15 protein-coding genes are annotated in these 16580 nt (G+C 57.3%); 4 read left to right on the top strand and 11 right to left on the bottom strand.

What is annotated here, in order from left to right; translation table 11 throughout:
• Nucleotides 1-507 precede the first annotated feature (507 nt).
• From STH12_RS17865 to STH12_RS17900, 8 genes are all read right to left on the bottom strand, one after another.
• The gene (locus STH12_RS17865; RefSeq protein ID WP_126168809.1) at nucleotides 508-1524 is read right to left on the bottom strand and encodes a formate dehydrogenase subunit gamma; all 1017 of its coding nucleotides are present in this window, start codon (nucleotides 1522-1524) and stop codon (nucleotides 508-510) included.
• Between the two features lie 61 nt (nucleotides 1525-1585).
• Nucleotides 1586-2182, bottom strand: a complete 597-nt coding sequence (fdh3B, locus tag STH12_RS17870) for a formate dehydrogenase FDH3 subunit beta (RefSeq protein ID WP_126168810.1) — start codon at nucleotides 2180-2182, stop codon at nucleotides 1586-1588.
• A gap of 27 nt (nucleotides 2183-2209) precedes the next feature.
• The gene (locus STH12_RS17875) at nucleotides 2210-5059 is read right to left on the bottom strand and encodes a formate dehydrogenase subunit alpha (protein ID WP_126168811.1); all 2850 of its coding nucleotides are present in this window, start codon (nucleotides 5057-5059) and stop codon (nucleotides 2210-2212) included.
• Nucleotides 5060-5094: 35 nt separating this feature from the next.
• Nucleotides 5095-5292: a formate dehydrogenase gene (locus STH12_RS17880; RefSeq protein WP_126168812.1), complete on the bottom strand. Its 198-nt coding sequence runs from the start codon at nucleotides 5290-5292 to the stop codon at nucleotides 5095-5097.
• An 80-nt stretch (nucleotides 5293-5372) separates the two neighbouring features.
• Entirely contained in the window at nucleotides 5373-6038 is a 666-nt protein-coding gene (locus STH12_RS17885; protein ID WP_126168813.1) for a TorD/DmsD family molecular chaperone, read from the bottom strand.
• A 10-nt stretch (nucleotides 6039-6048) separates the two neighbouring features.
• Entirely contained in the window at nucleotides 6049-7719 is a 1671-nt protein-coding gene (locus tag STH12_RS17890; protein ID WP_237158662.1) for a 4Fe-4S dicluster domain-containing protein, read from the bottom strand.
• A 149-nt stretch (nucleotides 7720-7868) separates the two neighbouring features.
• On the bottom strand, nucleotides 7869-8435 hold the full coding sequence (locus tag STH12_RS17895) for a DUF3306 domain-containing protein (RefSeq protein WP_126168814.1): 567 nt from the start codon (nucleotides 8433-8435) through the stop codon (nucleotides 7869-7871).
• Nucleotides 8435-8893, bottom strand: a complete 459-nt coding sequence (locus tag STH12_RS17900) for a DUF3305 domain-containing protein (protein WP_126168815.1) — start codon at nucleotides 8891-8893, stop codon at nucleotides 8435-8437. Before STH12_RS17900 ends, STH12_RS17895 begins: the two co-directional genes overlap by 1 nt.
• 283 nt (nucleotides 8894-9176) lie before the next feature.
• On the opposite strand from STH12_RS17900, the gene STH12_RS17905 reads away from it, so the two are divergent.
• Nucleotides 9177-10010, top strand: a complete 834-nt coding sequence (locus STH12_RS17905; protein ID WP_126168816.1) for a formate dehydrogenase accessory sulfurtransferase FdhD — start codon at nucleotides 9177-9179, stop codon at nucleotides 10008-10010.
• Nucleotides 10011-10018: 8 nt separating this feature from the next.
• Nucleotides 10019-10927, top strand: a complete 909-nt coding sequence (locus STH12_RS17910; RefSeq protein WP_126168817.1) for a helix-turn-helix transcriptional regulator — start codon at nucleotides 10019-10021, stop codon at nucleotides 10925-10927.
• 14 nt (nucleotides 10928-10941) lie between these two features.
• On the opposite strand, the gene rlmF is transcribed toward STH12_RS17910, so the two are convergent.
• Complete coding sequence (rlmF, locus tag STH12_RS17915) at nucleotides 10942-11865, bottom strand: 23S rRNA (adenine(1618)-N(6))-methyltransferase RlmF (RefSeq protein WP_126168818.1); 924 nt, start codon at nucleotides 11863-11865, stop codon at nucleotides 10942-10944.
• Between the two features lie 40 nt (nucleotides 11866-11905).
• Nucleotides 11906-12262: a flagellar basal body-associated protein FliL gene (locus STH12_RS17920; RefSeq protein WP_418856630.1), complete on the bottom strand. Its 357-nt coding sequence runs from the start codon at nucleotides 12260-12262 to the stop codon at nucleotides 11906-11908.
• A gap of 155 nt (nucleotides 12263-12417) precedes the next feature.
• Here STH12_RS17920 and STH12_RS17925 point away from each other — a divergent pair, with 155 nt between their 5' ends.
• Together STH12_RS17925 and STH12_RS17930 are read left to right on the top strand one after the other, a co-directional pair.
• Nucleotides 12418-12981: a chorismate--pyruvate lyase family protein gene (locus STH12_RS17925; protein WP_126168820.1), complete on the top strand. Its 564-nt coding sequence runs from the start codon at nucleotides 12418-12420 to the stop codon at nucleotides 12979-12981.
• Nucleotides 12982-12996: 15 nt separating this feature from the next.
• The gene (locus STH12_RS17930; RefSeq protein ID WP_126168821.1) at nucleotides 12997-13533 is read left to right on the top strand and encodes a dihydrofolate reductase family protein; all 537 of its coding nucleotides are present in this window, start codon (nucleotides 12997-12999) and stop codon (nucleotides 13531-13533) included.
• 111 nt (nucleotides 13534-13644) lie between these two features.
• On the opposite strand, the gene STH12_RS17935 is transcribed toward STH12_RS17930, so the two are convergent.
• Complete coding sequence (locus tag STH12_RS17935) at nucleotides 13645-16446, bottom strand: immune inhibitor A domain-containing protein (RefSeq protein ID WP_126168822.1); 2802 nt, start codon at nucleotides 16444-16446, stop codon at nucleotides 13645-13647.
• Nucleotides 16447-16580 lie beyond the last annotated feature (134 nt).

Here is a 16580-nt window from a genome sequence, read left to right on the forward strand (position 1 = left end):
ACCTTTGTTAACAAAAAGCACGACTATTGTTATTAAACCCATTTTTATTAATGGGTTAGCTGAATTTCGCCGCCACTGTAGCCGCGCGCGTGCGCCCAGGAATTGATCTGGCGCAGTGTTCGCGCCGCCTGCTGCGGCTCACGGGTTGGATTTGTTAACAAGTGCAAAAAACCGCACGAAATGCGAAGCTGTAACCCTTTGATACAACAAAGATAAACAGTTAAATTTGTGACATTTTTGTGCAATTGAGCCGTAAGAGGACACAGGGCAAATAACGCCGGCAACCGTTGCAGAACGGCGACCCTGCGAGGTGAGATGAGCGAATACAGCCGCTGAGAAAAAGGCATAAAAAAGCCCAGTCAACACTGGGCTTTTTCATTTTAAGGACGCTATCAGTCTTTATATTTCAGGCTGCCATTGGCCTTGATTTCGTCGTACCAGAGGTTGTGGTGCCGATTGTGCAAAAGGCCCAGTCAAAACTGGGCCTTTTCAGCAATGGACTAAACGTCAGTCCTTATATTTCAGGCTGCCATTGGCTTTGATTTCATCGTACCAGAGGTTGTGGTGCTGGATAGCCCAGTTTTCATCACAGTAACCGGACTTCATACACTCCATACCACCTTCACTGAGCACGGTCGCCATCCAGATATGGACGATAGTGAAGGCAATAATGATGATGGCACTGATGGCGTGGATCAGCAGGGCGGCCATTGAGGCTTCCCGTGGCAGATCCAAGCCTGGCAACACCAGCATCACCCCGGTCACGCTGATAAACAGACCGAAAATGGTCAGGGTCCAGAACCACATCTTCTCACCGGCATTGGCAAAGCCACTGTCGGGGTGCTTGCCCTTGAAGGGACCGAAGTTGATGTAGCCACCCACCAGCAGGAACCACTTAAGGTCGTACAGCTTGAAGGTTTGCAGCGGCATCCACTTCACCACGCACAGGGCCCAGGCCAGAATGAACACAGGCCCGGCAAAGTCGTGCACTGTCTTGCTGCCGTAAATCAGCGATGCCCACAGGCCCGCCCCTACGTATGGCTCAAGCACATGGCGACCGAGCATGATGGTCAAACCGGTGAAGATAAGCAGCATACAGGCAATGGCCATCACCCAGTGGATCCACAGATCCGCCTTGCTCCAGCGGGCCACCAGCTTGCCCGAGAAGCCGTGGTGCAGCTTCGAGGGACCGTTGACCAGATAGAACAGCAGGAAGGCACCGAACACACCCACCACGGCAAAGCCCATGACAGGGGTCAGGTACTGGTTGCGGACTTCTTTGCCCTGATTACCGGCCACGTTAATCAGCACGCCGGCTTCGACGCCCTGGGCCGTGGTGTAACCGGATTCACCGGCCTTCACCGCGCGCCACAGATCGGCATCGCTGGTCTTGGCGGCTTGCTGCTGGCTGGATTGCTCATCGGCGGCAAAGGCTCCAGAAACGGAACCCAGCGCCAGCGCAATCGCCAACAAGGCCACAGACCAGATCTGCTGCAACGACTTGTTGAACGCTTTGGATAACATTTTCACTCCTTTAGCGGCGACGAACTCAGGCATAAGCCGATTTCGCCGCCACAGCTTGGCCTCAGTTAATCTCACCAGTCTGAGGGTTGTAACCCCAGATCATGTTGGGATTGCCACGGGCGGCCATGCGCTCACGGTAGATGTTGGATACCACTTCAGCATCACCGGCGAGCAGGGCCTTGGTGGCACACAGCTCGGCGCACATGGGCAGCTTGCCCTCGGCGATACGGTTGGCACCGTACTTCTTACGCTCGGCCTCGGAGAAGTTCTCCTCCGGACCACCGGCGCAGAAGGTGCACTTGTCCATCTTGCCGCGACTGCCAAAGGCGGTCTTTTTCGGGAACTGCGGCGCACCGAAAGGACAGGCGTAGAAGCAGTAGCCACAACCGATACAGGTATCTTTGTTGTGCAGTACTATGCCGTCTTCGGTCTTGTAGAAGCAGTTCGCCGGGCACACCGCCATACAGGGGGCGTCGGTACAGTGCATACAGGCAACCGAGATTGAGGCCTCGCCGGGTTCACCATCACGGATGGTGACTACGCGGCGACGCTGGATACCCCACTCGAGGGCGGAGTCGTTTTCGTTCTTACAGGCGGTGACACAACCGTTACACTCGATGCAGCGCTTGGTGTCACACAAAAATTTCATGACTGCCATAATGGCTTTCTCCTCATCAAGTTACGGTCAGGCTTTGGTGATTTGACACAGGCTGGACTTGGTTTCCTGCATCTGAGTCACAGGGTCATAACCATAGGTCAGCACAGTGTTGGCAGATTCACCCTGTACGTAAGGCACTGTGCCTTCAGGATAATTCTTAACCAGGCTCTCACCTTCAAAGATGCCCGCAAAGTGATATGGCATGAAGCATTCACCGGCAATCACCCTTGGGGTCACCATGGCTTTAACGGTGATCACGGCGCCTTCAGGGCCATGTACCTTCACGTCATCGCCATCGCGGATACCGCGGTCAGCAGCATCGGCAGGGTTGATTTCGATAAACATTTCCTGCTGCAGCTCTGCCAGCCATGGGTTGGAGCGGGTTTCTTCACCACCACCTTCGTATTCCACCAGACGGCCTGAGGTCAGTGCCAGTGGGAAGTCCTTCGCGAAGTCCTTCTCCTGGATTGACTTGTACAGGGTTGGCAGACGGTGAACCATACGGTCATCGTAAGTGGGGTACTTGGCCACGAGGTCGCGACGCGGGGTGTACAGCGGCTCGCGGTGCAGTGGGATATCGTCCGGGAAGTTCCACACGATACAACGGGCCTTGGCGTTACCGTAAGGAATACAACCGTGCTTGATGGCTACGCGCTGGATACCGCCGGACACGTCGGTCTTCCAGTTCTTGCCTTCGGCGAATTTCTTCTCTTCTTCGGTCAGGTCGTCCCACCAGCCCAGCTGCTTGAGCATGTCGGCGGTAAACTCGGGGTAACCGTCCTGAATTTCAGCGCCCTTGGAGTAGGTGCCTTCGGCCAGGATGTTGTTGCCGTCGTGCTCCACACCGAAGCGGGCACGGAAGTTACCACCACCGAAGCGCACTTCGCGGTCGGTACGGTAGAGGATTTGGGTGCCGGGGTGTTTCATCTCGGCAGTGCCCCAACATGGCCATGGCAGACCGTAGGTTTCACCCTTGGCTGGGCCGCCGGGTGCTTCGAGGCTGTTCACATCGAAGGTGCCCCAGTTTTGCTGGTGCATCTTGATACGCTCAGGGCTCTGACCTGTGTAACCAATGGTCCACATGCCGCGGTTGAATTCGCGGGTCACATCTTCCACCAGCGGCTCATCGCCGTTGACCTGAATGTGCTTACAGAATTCTTTTTCAACGCCCCACTTCTTGGCCAGCTTGTACATGATCACGTGGTCAGGCAGGGATTCGAACAGTGGCTCGATAACCCGATCACGCCACTGCAGCGAGCGGTTAGAGGCGGTCACAGAACCATAGGTTTCGAACTGGGTCGCGGCAGGCAGCAGGTACACGCCGTCGGTGCGCTGGTGCATTACACCGGCCATGGTTGGGAAGGGGTCAACCACCACCACATTGTCCATCTTGTTCAGTGCTTCACGCACTTCACGGCCACGGGTTTCGGTGTTGACCGACTGACCCCAGAAGAAGGCCAGACGAATGTTGTCTTTCTGGGCAATCTTGGTCTTGTCTTCCAGCACGCCGTCGTGCCAGCGAGAGCAAGGAATACCGGGTGTGGTCTGTGGCTTCTTGCCCATGTACTCGCCCTGGTCGAAACGACCGGCAACCCAGGCAGGATCCAGATCCCACACGTTACTCCAGTGGCCCCAGGCGCCTGATGTCAGGCCGTAGTAGCCAGGCAGGTTGTCGAACAGCAGACCGAAGTCGGTGGCGCCCTGTACGTTATCGTGACCACGGAAGATGTTGGTACCACCACCGGACACGCCCATGTTACCCAGCGCCAGCTGCAGAATGCAGTAAGCACGGGTGTTGGCGTTACCTACGTGGTGCTGGGTACCACCCATACACCAAACGATGGTGCCAGGCTTGTGCTCGGCCATCATCTTGGCCACGCGGTACATCTGAGCCTTGGGCACGCCCACCACGTGTTCCACTTCTTCCGGCGTCCAGCGCTTCACTTCGTCCTGAATACGTTCCATGCCGTACACACGTGACTTGATGAAGGCTTCATCGTGCCAGCCGTTTTCGAAGATATGCCACAGCAGGCCGTAGATGAAGGGGATGTCGGTACCGGGACGGATATGCACGTACTCGTCAGACTTGGCTGCAGTACGGGTGAAACGTGGGTCAACCACAATGATCTTGGCGCCGCGCTCTTTACCTGTGAGCACGTGCTGCATGGCAACTGGGTGCGCTTCGGTTGGGTTGGAGCCGATAAACAGCATGCACTTGGAGTTGCGCATGTCGTTGAAGGAGTTGGTTTGCGCACCATAGCCCCAGGTGTTAGCCACACCGGCTACAGTGGTAGAGTGACAAATACGGGCAGAGTGGTCGACGTTGTTGGTGCCCCACATGGCTGCCAGTTTGCGGTACAGGTAAGACTGTTCGTTGGAGAACTTGGCCGAGCCCATGAAGTACACGGAATCGGGGCCTGACTCTTCGCGGATTTTCAGCATTTTATCGCCGATTTCGTTGATAGCCTGATCCCAGCTCAGTTTCTTCCACTTACCGCCTTCAAGTTTCATTGGGTACTTGAGACGCTTTTCACCGTGGCCGTGTTCACGCAGAGAGGCACCCTTGGCACAGTGGCCGCCCTGGTTGAATGGGTGGTCGAAGGCTGGCTCCTGACCGGTCCAAACGCCGTTTTGCACTTCGGCATAGATACCGCAGCCAACGGAGCAGTGAGAACAAATGGTGCGCTTCACTTCGGTAGGCGCATCGTGTGGCACGTCTTTGGCCTCGGCGCGGCGCATCATGCCGGTACCCAGCATGGAAGCAGCGGCGATACCACCTGTAGCAAAACCGGCAGACTTGAGGAACTGACGGCGATTCATGCCGAAGCGGGGCTTTTCAGCCTGACGGGCCTCGGTGGAGGTGCGGGTCAATCGCATCTTAATCTCCTTGGTTTAAGTTAATGCCCGGCTGCTCAGTTGCGCAGGGTGGCGTAGTAATTGCGGATATGTTCTGTCTCGCGGTACTTATCGCTTTGCTCTTCTGGCGCGGCCTCGGTTGGGGCTGCAGCAGCGGCACTACCGGCTACAGTGGCTGCGGCAACCGCACCACCGCCAATGGCAAGCGCCTTAAGCAGTTCACGACGACTCATTTCGGAAGCTGGCTTCTTCATGTTGTCTCCTTGTTGTTATCAAATCCGGCCAACGCCGGCTGTTTGGTTGGCGGCCGAAGCCGCCTGTTTACTGTTAACCCTCAGTGAACCTCAACGGTTTCCTGACTGGCTGGGGCAATATCGGCCGAGCCCGGGCAATTCACCGGAATGTCCAGACTCAGTTGTTCAAACTCATTGGCTTCCACGGCAAAGAACGCCTTGGCAAGCTGGGCCACAGTGCCGTAAAACGCGGCGCTGGGTGCCTTGGCTACGGCGTCGCAGAAGCGGTTAATCCAGCTGCCGATATGGCGCTGGTAGAAGGCCAGCTGGCGATAGCCCGGCGCTTCGAGGATGAGCACGCCCATCACTTCGCACAGGGCAGCCACGTGATCTTCCGGCTCCTTGACGTTTTCTTCGCGCTCAAAGCCCATTTGGGCCAGATCCTGACGCAGGAGCGCCAGCGGCGTGTCCATCAGCGAACCTGTCATAAACCAGCTGCCGTAGGGCAGGATTTCGCCGCAACCGACCCCGAGGAACAGGGTGAAATACTCGTCTTCCAGCTGCTCGGGGCTGAACTGGCCAGCGGCCAGCTTCAGTGCCGCCCAGGCGCGGGTCATGTCGTTGTCTTCATCCACGTCAACTTCCAGCGCCTGCAAAAAGGCCAGCAGCTCGGCAGAAGGCGCGCGGCGCAGCAAGGCCGCCAACAACTGGTAGATATCGGCCCGGAACTGATCGTTTTCTGATACTTGTCGAATGGCTTGGGTCATAGCGCGTCTCTTACCTCAGTTGCTTTTCCGGATCTTGAAGAATGTCTTCAAACATGTCTTTCACACGGCAATCGCCACACATCTTGAGTCGCTCGATGTTGGCAGCAAATGCCGAGTGCATGCCGACCATATCCAGCATCCGGTGCACCATGGATTGGGTCGCAAAGGGCGCGCCGCAGCGCACACACTCGAATGGTTTTTCTTCCTTGAGCACCCTGGCGGCCTTACGGCTTTCGGGGTCGAAGTTCACCTGGGCACTGAGGCTGATGACCTTCTCGGGGCAGGCGGCTTCACAGAGGCCACACTGCACACAGTTTTGCTCGGTAAACAGTAGCTTGGGCTCATCGCCGCCGTCGGTCAGTGCTGCTGTGGGGCAAATGGCCACACAGGACATACACAAGGTGCAGTTCGCCTCTGCGACTTTCACCTGACCAAAGGGCACATTGCCCATGGGTACAACCGTGGTCACGCCAGCGGCCTGGGCATTGAGATGATCGATGGCGGCGTACAGGGTTTCGCGCTTGGTGGTGGCGCCAAAGGCCGCAGGCACGATAACCGGCCAATCGAGGCTGATATCGAGCGCTGGCGTCAGCGCGGCCAATTCAGCTTCATCAATCAAACGAACCCGGGCGGGCTGGCCCATTTCATTAAGAATGCGGCAGGCCAGCTCGATTTCGCCCTTGAGCATGGAAGTGAGGGTTGGCGCCGTGGCCTGGGTGTTGAGCACCAGCACTTCGCGGGCACCCCAGGCGAGCGCGGCCAACCAGTGGTCCATCGAGGCCACTGTGATTTCTTCCAGCGCCACCGGCAACACTTCACCGGGCAGCTCATCGTTAATCAGCGCCTGGCCCTGGTTTTGGTCGTGGAACAGGATGACCGGAGCTTCCTGGGCTTCTTCGCGGAAGCGGCTCACCAGCTTGCCAATGAAGCTGTGCAGCGCCTGAGGATTGGGCAGGTCGTAGCTGATGGCACCGGTTGGGCAGGCGTTGGTGCAGCTGCCGGCGCCGTGGCACAGGTAAGGGTCAATCTCGATTTTCTTTTCCACGCTCTGAATGGCATCGGCGGGACAGAAATTGAGGCAACGGGTACAGCCGCTGAGGCCGTTGCGGTTGTGGGCGCACAGGTCGGCGTTCACCTTCACGTAGCGGGGCTTATCGAACTGCCCCACCAGATCAGGGATTTGCTCAAGCGCCTGTTCAAGCTTGGCGCCATCCTGACCCACATGGAAATAGCCGGGTGGCAGCATTTCGAGGTTGATGGCAGGCTCGATGGACAGGTCCAGTACCACGTCGAAATGGGGACGACGAATGGCCACAGTGGACAGCGCGGCCTGGGTACCATTTTGCTCCACGGTCACCTGAAACTGACCGAGGAAGCCCTTGATGGACACCAGTTTGTTGTAGAAGCTTTCGACCTCGGGGGCGGCGGCCATCACCTGCTCCAGATGGGTTTCATCCTGGCTGGTGATATCGTCGGTGGCCAGGATCACCCGGCTCGCCATGGCGGACAAACGCCCGGCCGCAAGCCTGGCGATGTCTTCGGCGCCGACAATCAGAACATGCCCCTCGGTGGAATAGCTCACCGTCGGGGGAATGAGGTTCCCGAGTATGCGGGTTTGTGCAAGAACCTGACGGCGAATTTCACTGTGCCCGGCTCTGTGTGTTGTTTGACTAATGCTCACGTTGCGTTCCTGAACAGTTCTTTGGCTGTTTCTGTACGTAAGAGCCGCCGTTTTTTTGTTTGTTTTGCGCTACTTGGCGCCGGCTGACCAGCTTAAATACAGCAATTCACATACCAGATTTGTGGACATTAAACTCGGCTAAACTAACCCTAAACGACAGGGCCCTGAGGTTCGTCTCCTTCTGCTTGGCCATTTTGGGACACCTCGTCGGCGACCTCAGGCAAATTGTCCTCCGTGGTGGCTGCCAGGGCGCTCGCCTCTGCTTCCACCTCTTCGGTAGCGGATTCAACGACATGGCGAAACACCTTCTTGGCCAGCTCCATTGAAGCATCGACGCTCAGTTTGGGCTGGTTGGAATAGTCGAGGGCGTACTCAATCAAGCCATCTATGTGGTTGTACTGGGGTTGTTTCCACAGCGCGCGCAGCGCTGCGGTGCGGGTCAGGGGGTCGACATCGTTGGACATAAAGCGGGCAAAACTGCCGCCCACTTCGATATTTTCCGGATCGGGCAGCGGCTCGGCTTCTTCAGCGCCATCAACGGCTGACTGCTGGGCATCAGCTCCGGTTTCTGCGCTGGCCTCTGCGGCATCCGTGCTTTCAGGCAATGGTTGCTCTGCCGCCGACGTCAGCTCGACGTCTTCAGCGGCTTGCTCGGCCGTAACCGCTTCGCGGCGCGCCTGCCAACGACTCAGAAAACCCTGGGAGGTATCGCTCATCAGGGCCTCCGTGCGTTCGCTTCGGCCAGCTCCTTGCGGCGGTTAACGTGCTTGCGGCGATGGGCGCTGATTTCCACCTCGCCATGGCGGGTGATAAAGGCCTCAATCCAGCAAGCCACGGCTTCGGGCATAGGCATATTGAGCACCGGGGTATCGCCTTCCAGGCATCCGGCGGCCACGTTCTGATCGGCACTGATGGCCATGGGCACCCAGGCACCATCTTCCAGCTCATCGCAGACGACGTAGAGCATGGGATTGTCCATGTCCAGATTCAGGCGATAGCTGGCGCGCTCATCCAGATACAGCTCAAGCAGCACCAGGGTTGCGCCTTCAATCGGGCCCTGACTGGCAGGCACCACCTGATCCAGTTCCCAACTGGTGGAAGCCCAACGCCCCACCTGTTTTTGTACTTTCCTGAGCGACACATACATGGGCCAAACGCTTTGAGTGTGTTGCATCTTCTCTCATCCTCTTGGGATTACGACCGGGAGCGGCACTGCCCCGGCCAGGTCTCTACACCCAGACTGCAAGAAGGGTGCCAGCCGCAGGGCCGGAGAAGTTTGAACTGGATCATCAAAACCCTGCTGATTATAGGACAATTTGTCCCACCTGCTTTTCCGGGTGGGACAGAACGCCCACCAGCGAGTGCAAAAGCTCGGAAAAGCCCCGGTCGGGATCACACTTTCGTCGCCGGGTACGATACTTGCTAAGACCTTGTCAGGTTCTCCAACGAGGTTTGCCATGACGGCCGAAAAACCCCACACCCGCTTTATCAAAACCGCTGCCGAAGCCCCATTGACCATAGGGGTGACCGCCGTGGATGAAACCGGCGCCGTGCTCGATAAGCAGATTGCCTGCGAACGGCCGCTGACTTTGTATCTGAACTGGCGCCCGATAGTGACCCTGATGACATTGGGGGCCCGCCCCGAAGCATTGGCGCTGGGGTACATGAAAAATCAGGGGTTTATTAAAGATTTAACCCTTCTCGAGTCGGTCATTGTCGATTGGGAGGTGAACTCAGCGGCGCTGATCACCGAAGAAGTTACCGAGGATCTGGATAAGAAACTGTCTGAGAAAACCGTCACCACTGGCTGCGGTCAGGGCACGGTTTACGGCGATTTGATGGCCGGACTCGATGACATCCATCTGCCGGTTCCCAGCCTTAAACAGAGCACCCTTTACGGGCTGCTGCGCAATATCAACGACTACAACGAGACCTACAAGAACGCCGGCGCCGTGCACGGCTGCGGCCTGTGCGAAGGCGAGGAAATACTCTCCTTCGTCGAAGACGTGGGCCGCCACAACGCCGTGGATACCCTGGCGGGCGAGATGTGGCTTAAGGGCGAAACCGGCGGCGACAAGATTTTCTACACCACAGGCAGGCTCACTTCAGAGATGGTGATTAAGGTGGCCAAGATGGGCATTCCGGTGCTGCTGTCCCGCAGCGGCGTGACCCAAATGGGGCTGGAGCTGGCCCAGCAGCTGGGCATCACCATGATTGCCCGCGCCAAGGGCAGACACTTTTTGGTGTACAACGGCGCCGATAACATTCAATTCGATATGGCGAAGGGATAACAAGGACGATGACCGACGAAGCACAACTGGTGTACATGAGCGCCAAACAGGTGGCCGAGTATCTGGATCTCAATGAGAAGAAAGTTTACGCCATGGCCAACGACCGCATTCTTCCCGCCACCAAAGTAACGGGCAAGTGGTTGTTTCCAAAAGTGCTTATTGACCGCTGGGTCATGGATTCCTGCCACAGCGGCATGCTGACCGACCGCTTGATTATCAGCGGCAGTGACGACCCGCTGCTGTCGATGCTGGTTGCCAGGCTCATGGGAAAAATCGGCAGCCGCGAACTGGTGAGCTACAGCGCCACCGGCTCCCGGTTGGGGCTGGAGCTGCTGGCCAAGGGCTATGCCGATGTCTGCACCCTGCACTGGGGCAGTTTCGATGAGCGCAACATTCGCCACACCGGGCTGCTGAAGGGCTATCAAAACCACCAGCAATGGATTCTGGTACATGGCTACAAGCGCCAGCAGGGGCTGATTGTCCGCCCCGACCTGCACCACAGAGTGCAGCAGCAAAGCGAAATTATTGCCCAGCCACTGCGCTGGGTCAGACGCCAGACTGGCGCCGGCAGTCAACAACATCTGGAGCACTGGCTGGTGTCTCAGGGCAGCAGCATAACCGACTTGGATGTGCGCTTTACCGCCTTCAGCGAGCGCGAGCTGGCGGGCTATATCGCCAGAGGCGATGCGGATATAGGCTTTGGTTGTCAGGCGGTGGCCCGCGAGAGCGGCCTTGCCTTTGTGCCGCTGCTGACCGAGTCGTTTGACTTTGTGATGTCTCAGGGCATTTATTTCAGACGGCAGCTGCAGCAGCTGCTGGGCATGCTCGCCGCCCCGGATACCCGCCAGGTGGCGGCCATGCTGGGCGGTTACGACCTCAGTGGCGCCGGACAACTCTTGTGGTCACAGGGGCAATAGCCCCTGTTTTGTTTTCAATCGAAGCGCCAGGTCAACACCCGGGTGATCTTCATCGCCTGGTGCATCTCCAATACTTTCACCTCGGCGGCGCCCAGCTTTTGCAGTTGGCGCTTGCAGGGGCGCACATTCTCCCCCTTGGACACCAATGAGCTGAACCAGAGACACAATTTCGGCCGCCTGGCGCTCTCTTCAATCATCCGCAGTAAGAAACGCAGCTCACCACCATCGCACCAAAGCTCGGCATCCTGGCCACCGAAATTCAGCCGCGGCGCCCCGGCCTTATCGGTGCTGCCAGTCTGCTTGCCACGGCTTTTGGCAAGCCCGGCCAACTTTTTGCGACTGCCACCTGCAGCATCGTCGGCGCTGGCATGAAAAGGCGGATTACAGACACAAGCGGCAAAGCGCTCTTCATCCGTCACCACCCCGGCGAAAATACGCTTGGGGTTAGCCTGATGTCGCAAACTCACCCGCGCGTTGAGCAGCGGATTGGCGGCAAGCACCTTAGCCACATTGGCCAGCGACGCCTTGGCTATATCGGTAGCCACTACGTTGCGGCCAAAACGGCTCGCCGCCAACAGCGCATAAATGCCATTGGCGCCGGTGCCGATATCGAGCACAGGCAAGCCCTCAGCAGCCGGGGTTTGTGCCAGCAAGCCTTCCAGGTGATGCAGATAATCCACCCGTCCCGGTATCGGCGGACATAAAAAGCCCTTGGGAATATCCCAGCCCTGAATGCCATAGTGGTGCTTGAGCAGCGCGCAGTTTAGCGCCTTCACCGCCTCAGGGCGGGCAAAGTCGATTGAGGGATTGCCATAAGCATTGGGGCGCACAAAGGCTTTCAGCGGCGGGAAGCTTGCCACCAGCGCGCCAAAGTCATAACCATCACGGTGGGCGTTATCGGGGTGAAGCCCCTTGCCTTGGGTTTGTTTGGGTTTCATGGGCAGGAAAAACGGCGCCCGATGGCGCCGTTTGCAGCAATCAGTCGTAAAGATATCGGGTAAACAGCAAGTTAACTATCAATGCCTTGCCCGTTTCAGCTTCAATCAGGCGATTGACGGCATCGTAGCATTCGCGGCGAATTTCTTCGCGGCCGGTAAGGGATTTCACCTTTTCTTCCGGCTGGTTGCCGAGGATCTCAATAATGGCGGCGCGCAGCAACGGATCGTGGCGCTCAAGCTGAATAAGGTCGTCCGGATTTTTCACCATCAACTCAACGCTGATCCGCACAAAGCCCAGCTTTTTGCGGTTGGAAATATAGTTGGTGACGATTTCAGGTTCGAAGCCGTAGTAGGCGTATTCTTCCAGCTTTTTCTCTTCTTCGCCCCACGCGGGCATGCCCAGTGACAGCACTACTAATGCCAGTGTCAGTATCTGTTTCATCAAAACCTGAACTCCTTGTGAACGGATATGCGTCCGGTCGCCAACTATCGACAGCCACATCAACATGATAGACTTGGGCCGTTGTACTTTTCTATTGTAGCGAGCAACCCATGAGTGTGACCAGTCTCAGTTTTCCTTACGGTGAATCCATCCGCTGGTTTGCCCCGGACGACCTTGAGGCCCTGCCCGCCACGCCCCTGACCGAATGGCTGTTGGCCACCGGTAGTCTGACCGCCAAACTCAAGTCCCATTGCCGCCATTTTGAAGTAAAAGTGCTGGGTGAAGCCCTGCTGCAAACCGCCCCGCACGAGAGCCAGTTGCCCCAGGCCTGGGTGCGCGAAGTGTTGCTTATCCTCGATGGCATCCCCTGGGTATTTGCCCGCACCCTGGTGCCCGAGTCGTTACTGGCGCGCTGCGGCGATGAGCTCACCGGCCTTGGCGACCGTCCATTGGGCGAACTGTTATTCTCCAGCGACCACTTTACTCCGGGGCGCATCGAAGTGGCCGGTTTCCAATCCTGCGGCACCCTGGCGAGCCTTGCTGCCAGCCTGGGACAAAATGTCCAAGGTCGATTATGGGGCCGTCGGCGCTACTTCGGCTGCGAAGGTGAAGAGCTGACCGTGAGCGAAATATTCCTGCCTGCGGCAATGGACATCATCCTCTGCAACCAGTGATCACGGAGCGTGCAGATGGCCAATATCGTTTATATCGCAACCAGTCTCGACGGTTTTATTGCCGATAAACATGGCGGTCTGGATTGGCTGCACGCTATTCCCAATCCCGATGGTCTCGATTTTGGCTGGAGTGAATTTTTAGCAGGCATAGACGCCATAGTAATGGGACGCACCACCTTCGAGACAGTGTGCAGTTTCGATGTGGACTGGCCCTACCCGGTGCCGGTATTCGTGCTCAGTAACAGCCTGGGTGAGATCCCGCCAAGCCACGCAGACAAAGCGGAACTCGTCAGCGGCGACCTGGCTTCGTTGGTCGCCATGCTCAATGGACGTGGTTTTCAGCAGCTTTACATTGACGGCGGCAAAACTGTTCAGAGCTTTATGGCGGCCAATCTGATTGATGAGCTTATCATCACCCGCCTGCCAATTGTGCTCGGTGGCGGCACGCCGCTGTTTGCTGAATTGGCATCGGCGCAGAACTTTGAACATCTCAGTACTCAGGTGCTGCTGGATGCCATGGTGAAGAGCCACTACCGCCGTAAACGCGATTGAACCGAGCAGAGTAAAATTGATGGCAGCTGGCGCCAAGTGCTATAAAAACCCAGCAAATCAGCCCATAAAAAACGCCCCATAAAGGGGCGTTTTTTTTGTTAAGGCTTAATTTCAGCGGCGACGTGCAACACCAGCAAAGCCCAGTGCCAGCAGCGCCAGCCAACCCAGGCTGCCACCACCGCCTCCGCCACTGCTGTTACCCTCGGTTGGGGTAACGGGCGCGGTCACGCTCACGGTACGGCTTTGGCTCGCAGTGACGCCCTTGCCGTCGGTCACGGTCAGAGTCACAGTGTAACTGCCCGCTGCCGCGTAGGTGTGGCTTGGGGCGGCGGCTGTGCTGGTTTGGCCGTCACCAAAACTCCAGCTGTAACTCAGGTTGCCATCACCGCCACTGCTGGCATTGGTGAAGGTCACGCTGAGCTGGCTCACGCTCTGGTTGAAGCTGGCCACCAGCGGCGCCGATACCGATACCTGCTGGGTGTCGCTGACACTGGCACCGGCACCGTCGGTCACTGTAAGAGTAACTGTGTAATCACCGCTGCTGCCGTAGGTGTAGCTGGGGTTAGCCACTGTCGAGGTGGCATTGGCCACGCCGAAGTTCCAGGCGTAGCTGTAGCTGCCATCTCCACCGGCGGCGTTGCTGGTAAAGCTTGCGGAGGCGCCACTGAATGACACACCAATATCTGCCGTCAGAGCCGCTGGCTCTGTGGTGCTGCCATCATGTTTCTTGATGCGCACACGGGCACTGCTGTTATCGCTCGCCAGCTCCAGCACTTCCATGGTCAAGCCCAGCTTGGGCAGTTTGATACCAGCCTGAGGCTTAAGCGGCGCGCTATAATCCAGCGAGTCATCGAACAGGCTCACAGGGCTTAAGTGCTGATCCTGGGTGTAAGGCGTTTGCTGGCGGGTGCTGAATGCCGCATCGCGGATTTGCACGTCGGTGCCATAGTTACCAATCAGGTTCTGGTCAGCATCCACCACTCCAATCAGGCCTTCACCCGGATGCTTGGTGGTGTTGTTGTCAGTGAAGTTGAAGTTCTCGAACCACACCACCACACCCGGGTCGTAGTTGTGGCTTGCCAACCCTTTGTCGATACCGTTGTGGCTGCGCAGCTGGATCAGATACCGCTGCTCTTCGCCCGGACGGGTATCGTCGATACGGCTGAAACCGGCCAGGGTCATCTTGCCATCGGTTTCGGCATCATCGCTGTACAGGGTAGCAGTGCCCGACACCACACTGAGGTTGTCGATGGCGATACCATAGCCGCCTTCAAACTCATCGGTGCGATATACAATGCTGATTTGCTTGCTCATACCGGCATAGGCGCTCAGATCGTAGGTCAGCTCGACCCAGGCGCCGTTGGAGCTACCGGTAATCACATGGGTACCATGGGAGTAGTAACTGGTTGCCTGGGTGTTGTTGCCGGGAATGGGGGTTCCATCCACCTGCACCTGCATATAGTCGTAGTCGTCTTCAATTTGCCAATGGGCGTACATCTTCAGGGTCAAAGACGCCGCCGCAGGCAAGTCGATGTTGAACGACATGGCGTTATTGAGGTTGTTGCCCTGGCTGGAATAGTACTGATAATCACCGGCGTAAGGGGCCTTGAACGGCACATTGGCCAGCGGCACCTTCAGCGACAGCTGGTTTACGCCGTTGGCATTCACACCTTCAACCAGGGTGTATTCCATTCCCGAGGCATTGAGGCTGTCAAAATCCACCTGCTGCTCATTCACCCACTTACCCTTGTAGGCTTTTTGCAGATAAGAGCGGGCATAGGGGCTGAAGCCAACGGGCTCAGAGCCCGCAACTGTACCAGTCCAGCTGCCGCCGGACATCAAAGACCAACTGCCAACGGGAGAGCCGTCGCCGCTGTTGTCATAGTCATATTCGTCAGGCAAGCCAAGATCGTGGCCAAACTCGTGGGTACACACCCCGGCAGCCGCATCAATGGGCTGCACCGTGTAGCCATATGCACGCAGGCTGGTGCCGGTAACGGCTTTACCATACTTGCCCTGGGTGTCGCTGCTAAGGAAGAAGCGATGTGACCAAATGGCATCGTCGCCAAGCTTACCGCCACCGGCTTCTTCGCCAATGCTGGAGTGGAACAGCATGATGTGGTCGATAATGCCATCGGCTTCATCGAGATTGCCGTCGCCATCCACATCGTAAGGATCTTCGATGTCGTAGCTGGCAAGCTCGGCCGCACTCATACCGGCAACCGCCTTGGTAACGGCTTCGAGCACCAGTTCAGGCACGGCTTTATCGTTATCCTCGTTGGCCGGATCGTTGCCGCCATAGTAAGCCGCGTTATTGTCGGCCCGCACCCAGTCGCGCACAGCGCCAGTGAAGAAGAAAGACTGGCCGGATGCCTGCTGGAAGTATTGATAACCGGAGATCAGATTCTGATTCGAGGGGCCGTTAAAGCCCGTGGTGGAAAACAGCAAATCCTGATAATGGGCCACCGGATAACTGCTGTAATACATGTCGGTATCACCGGCAACCAGGCCGTTGTTATCGTGGGGCAAATCAGGAAAGTCCACAAGTACGCCCAAGACCTTAACGGTTTTGGTCACGTCGGCATCTGCTACTGCCTGCAGCGATGAACGTGCTTTTTGGCGCTGACGAGCCTGGGTTAACTGGCTCTGCTCGCGGATCTGCTGCTCGACAATTGCCGGTGTCTGGCTGCGGGCACGGCCGATGAAGGCTTCCACCGCTTCGGCCTTTTCGGCCTCACTGGCGTCTGCCGCTACTTCGCCGCGCTTGATAAGCCAGTAAAGTACCCGCTCTTTGTTGATAACCCCGCTGTCAGCCGGGGTGCCGGCCACCGGGGCCGCAAAGGTGTTGCCGGCAGTTAATGCCAGCAGGATCCCCAGCGCACTCAGCTTGGGGATATTGAATGTCTTGACCATCTAAACCTTCCTTCGAACCAATTCTCTGTGGTTGGTTCTTACTTACCGCTCGGGATTTCTGAGCATCACTCAAGTGTAGCCTGCGGGAGAAGCTGCGCTGTGCTTTCCGCGCTCCGGGCATCATCCAAAAGATG

Source organism: Shewanella khirikhana (assembly GCF_003957745.1).
Classification (GTDB): domain Bacteria; phylum Pseudomonadota; class Gammaproteobacteria; order Enterobacterales; family Shewanellaceae; genus Shewanella; species Shewanella khirikhana.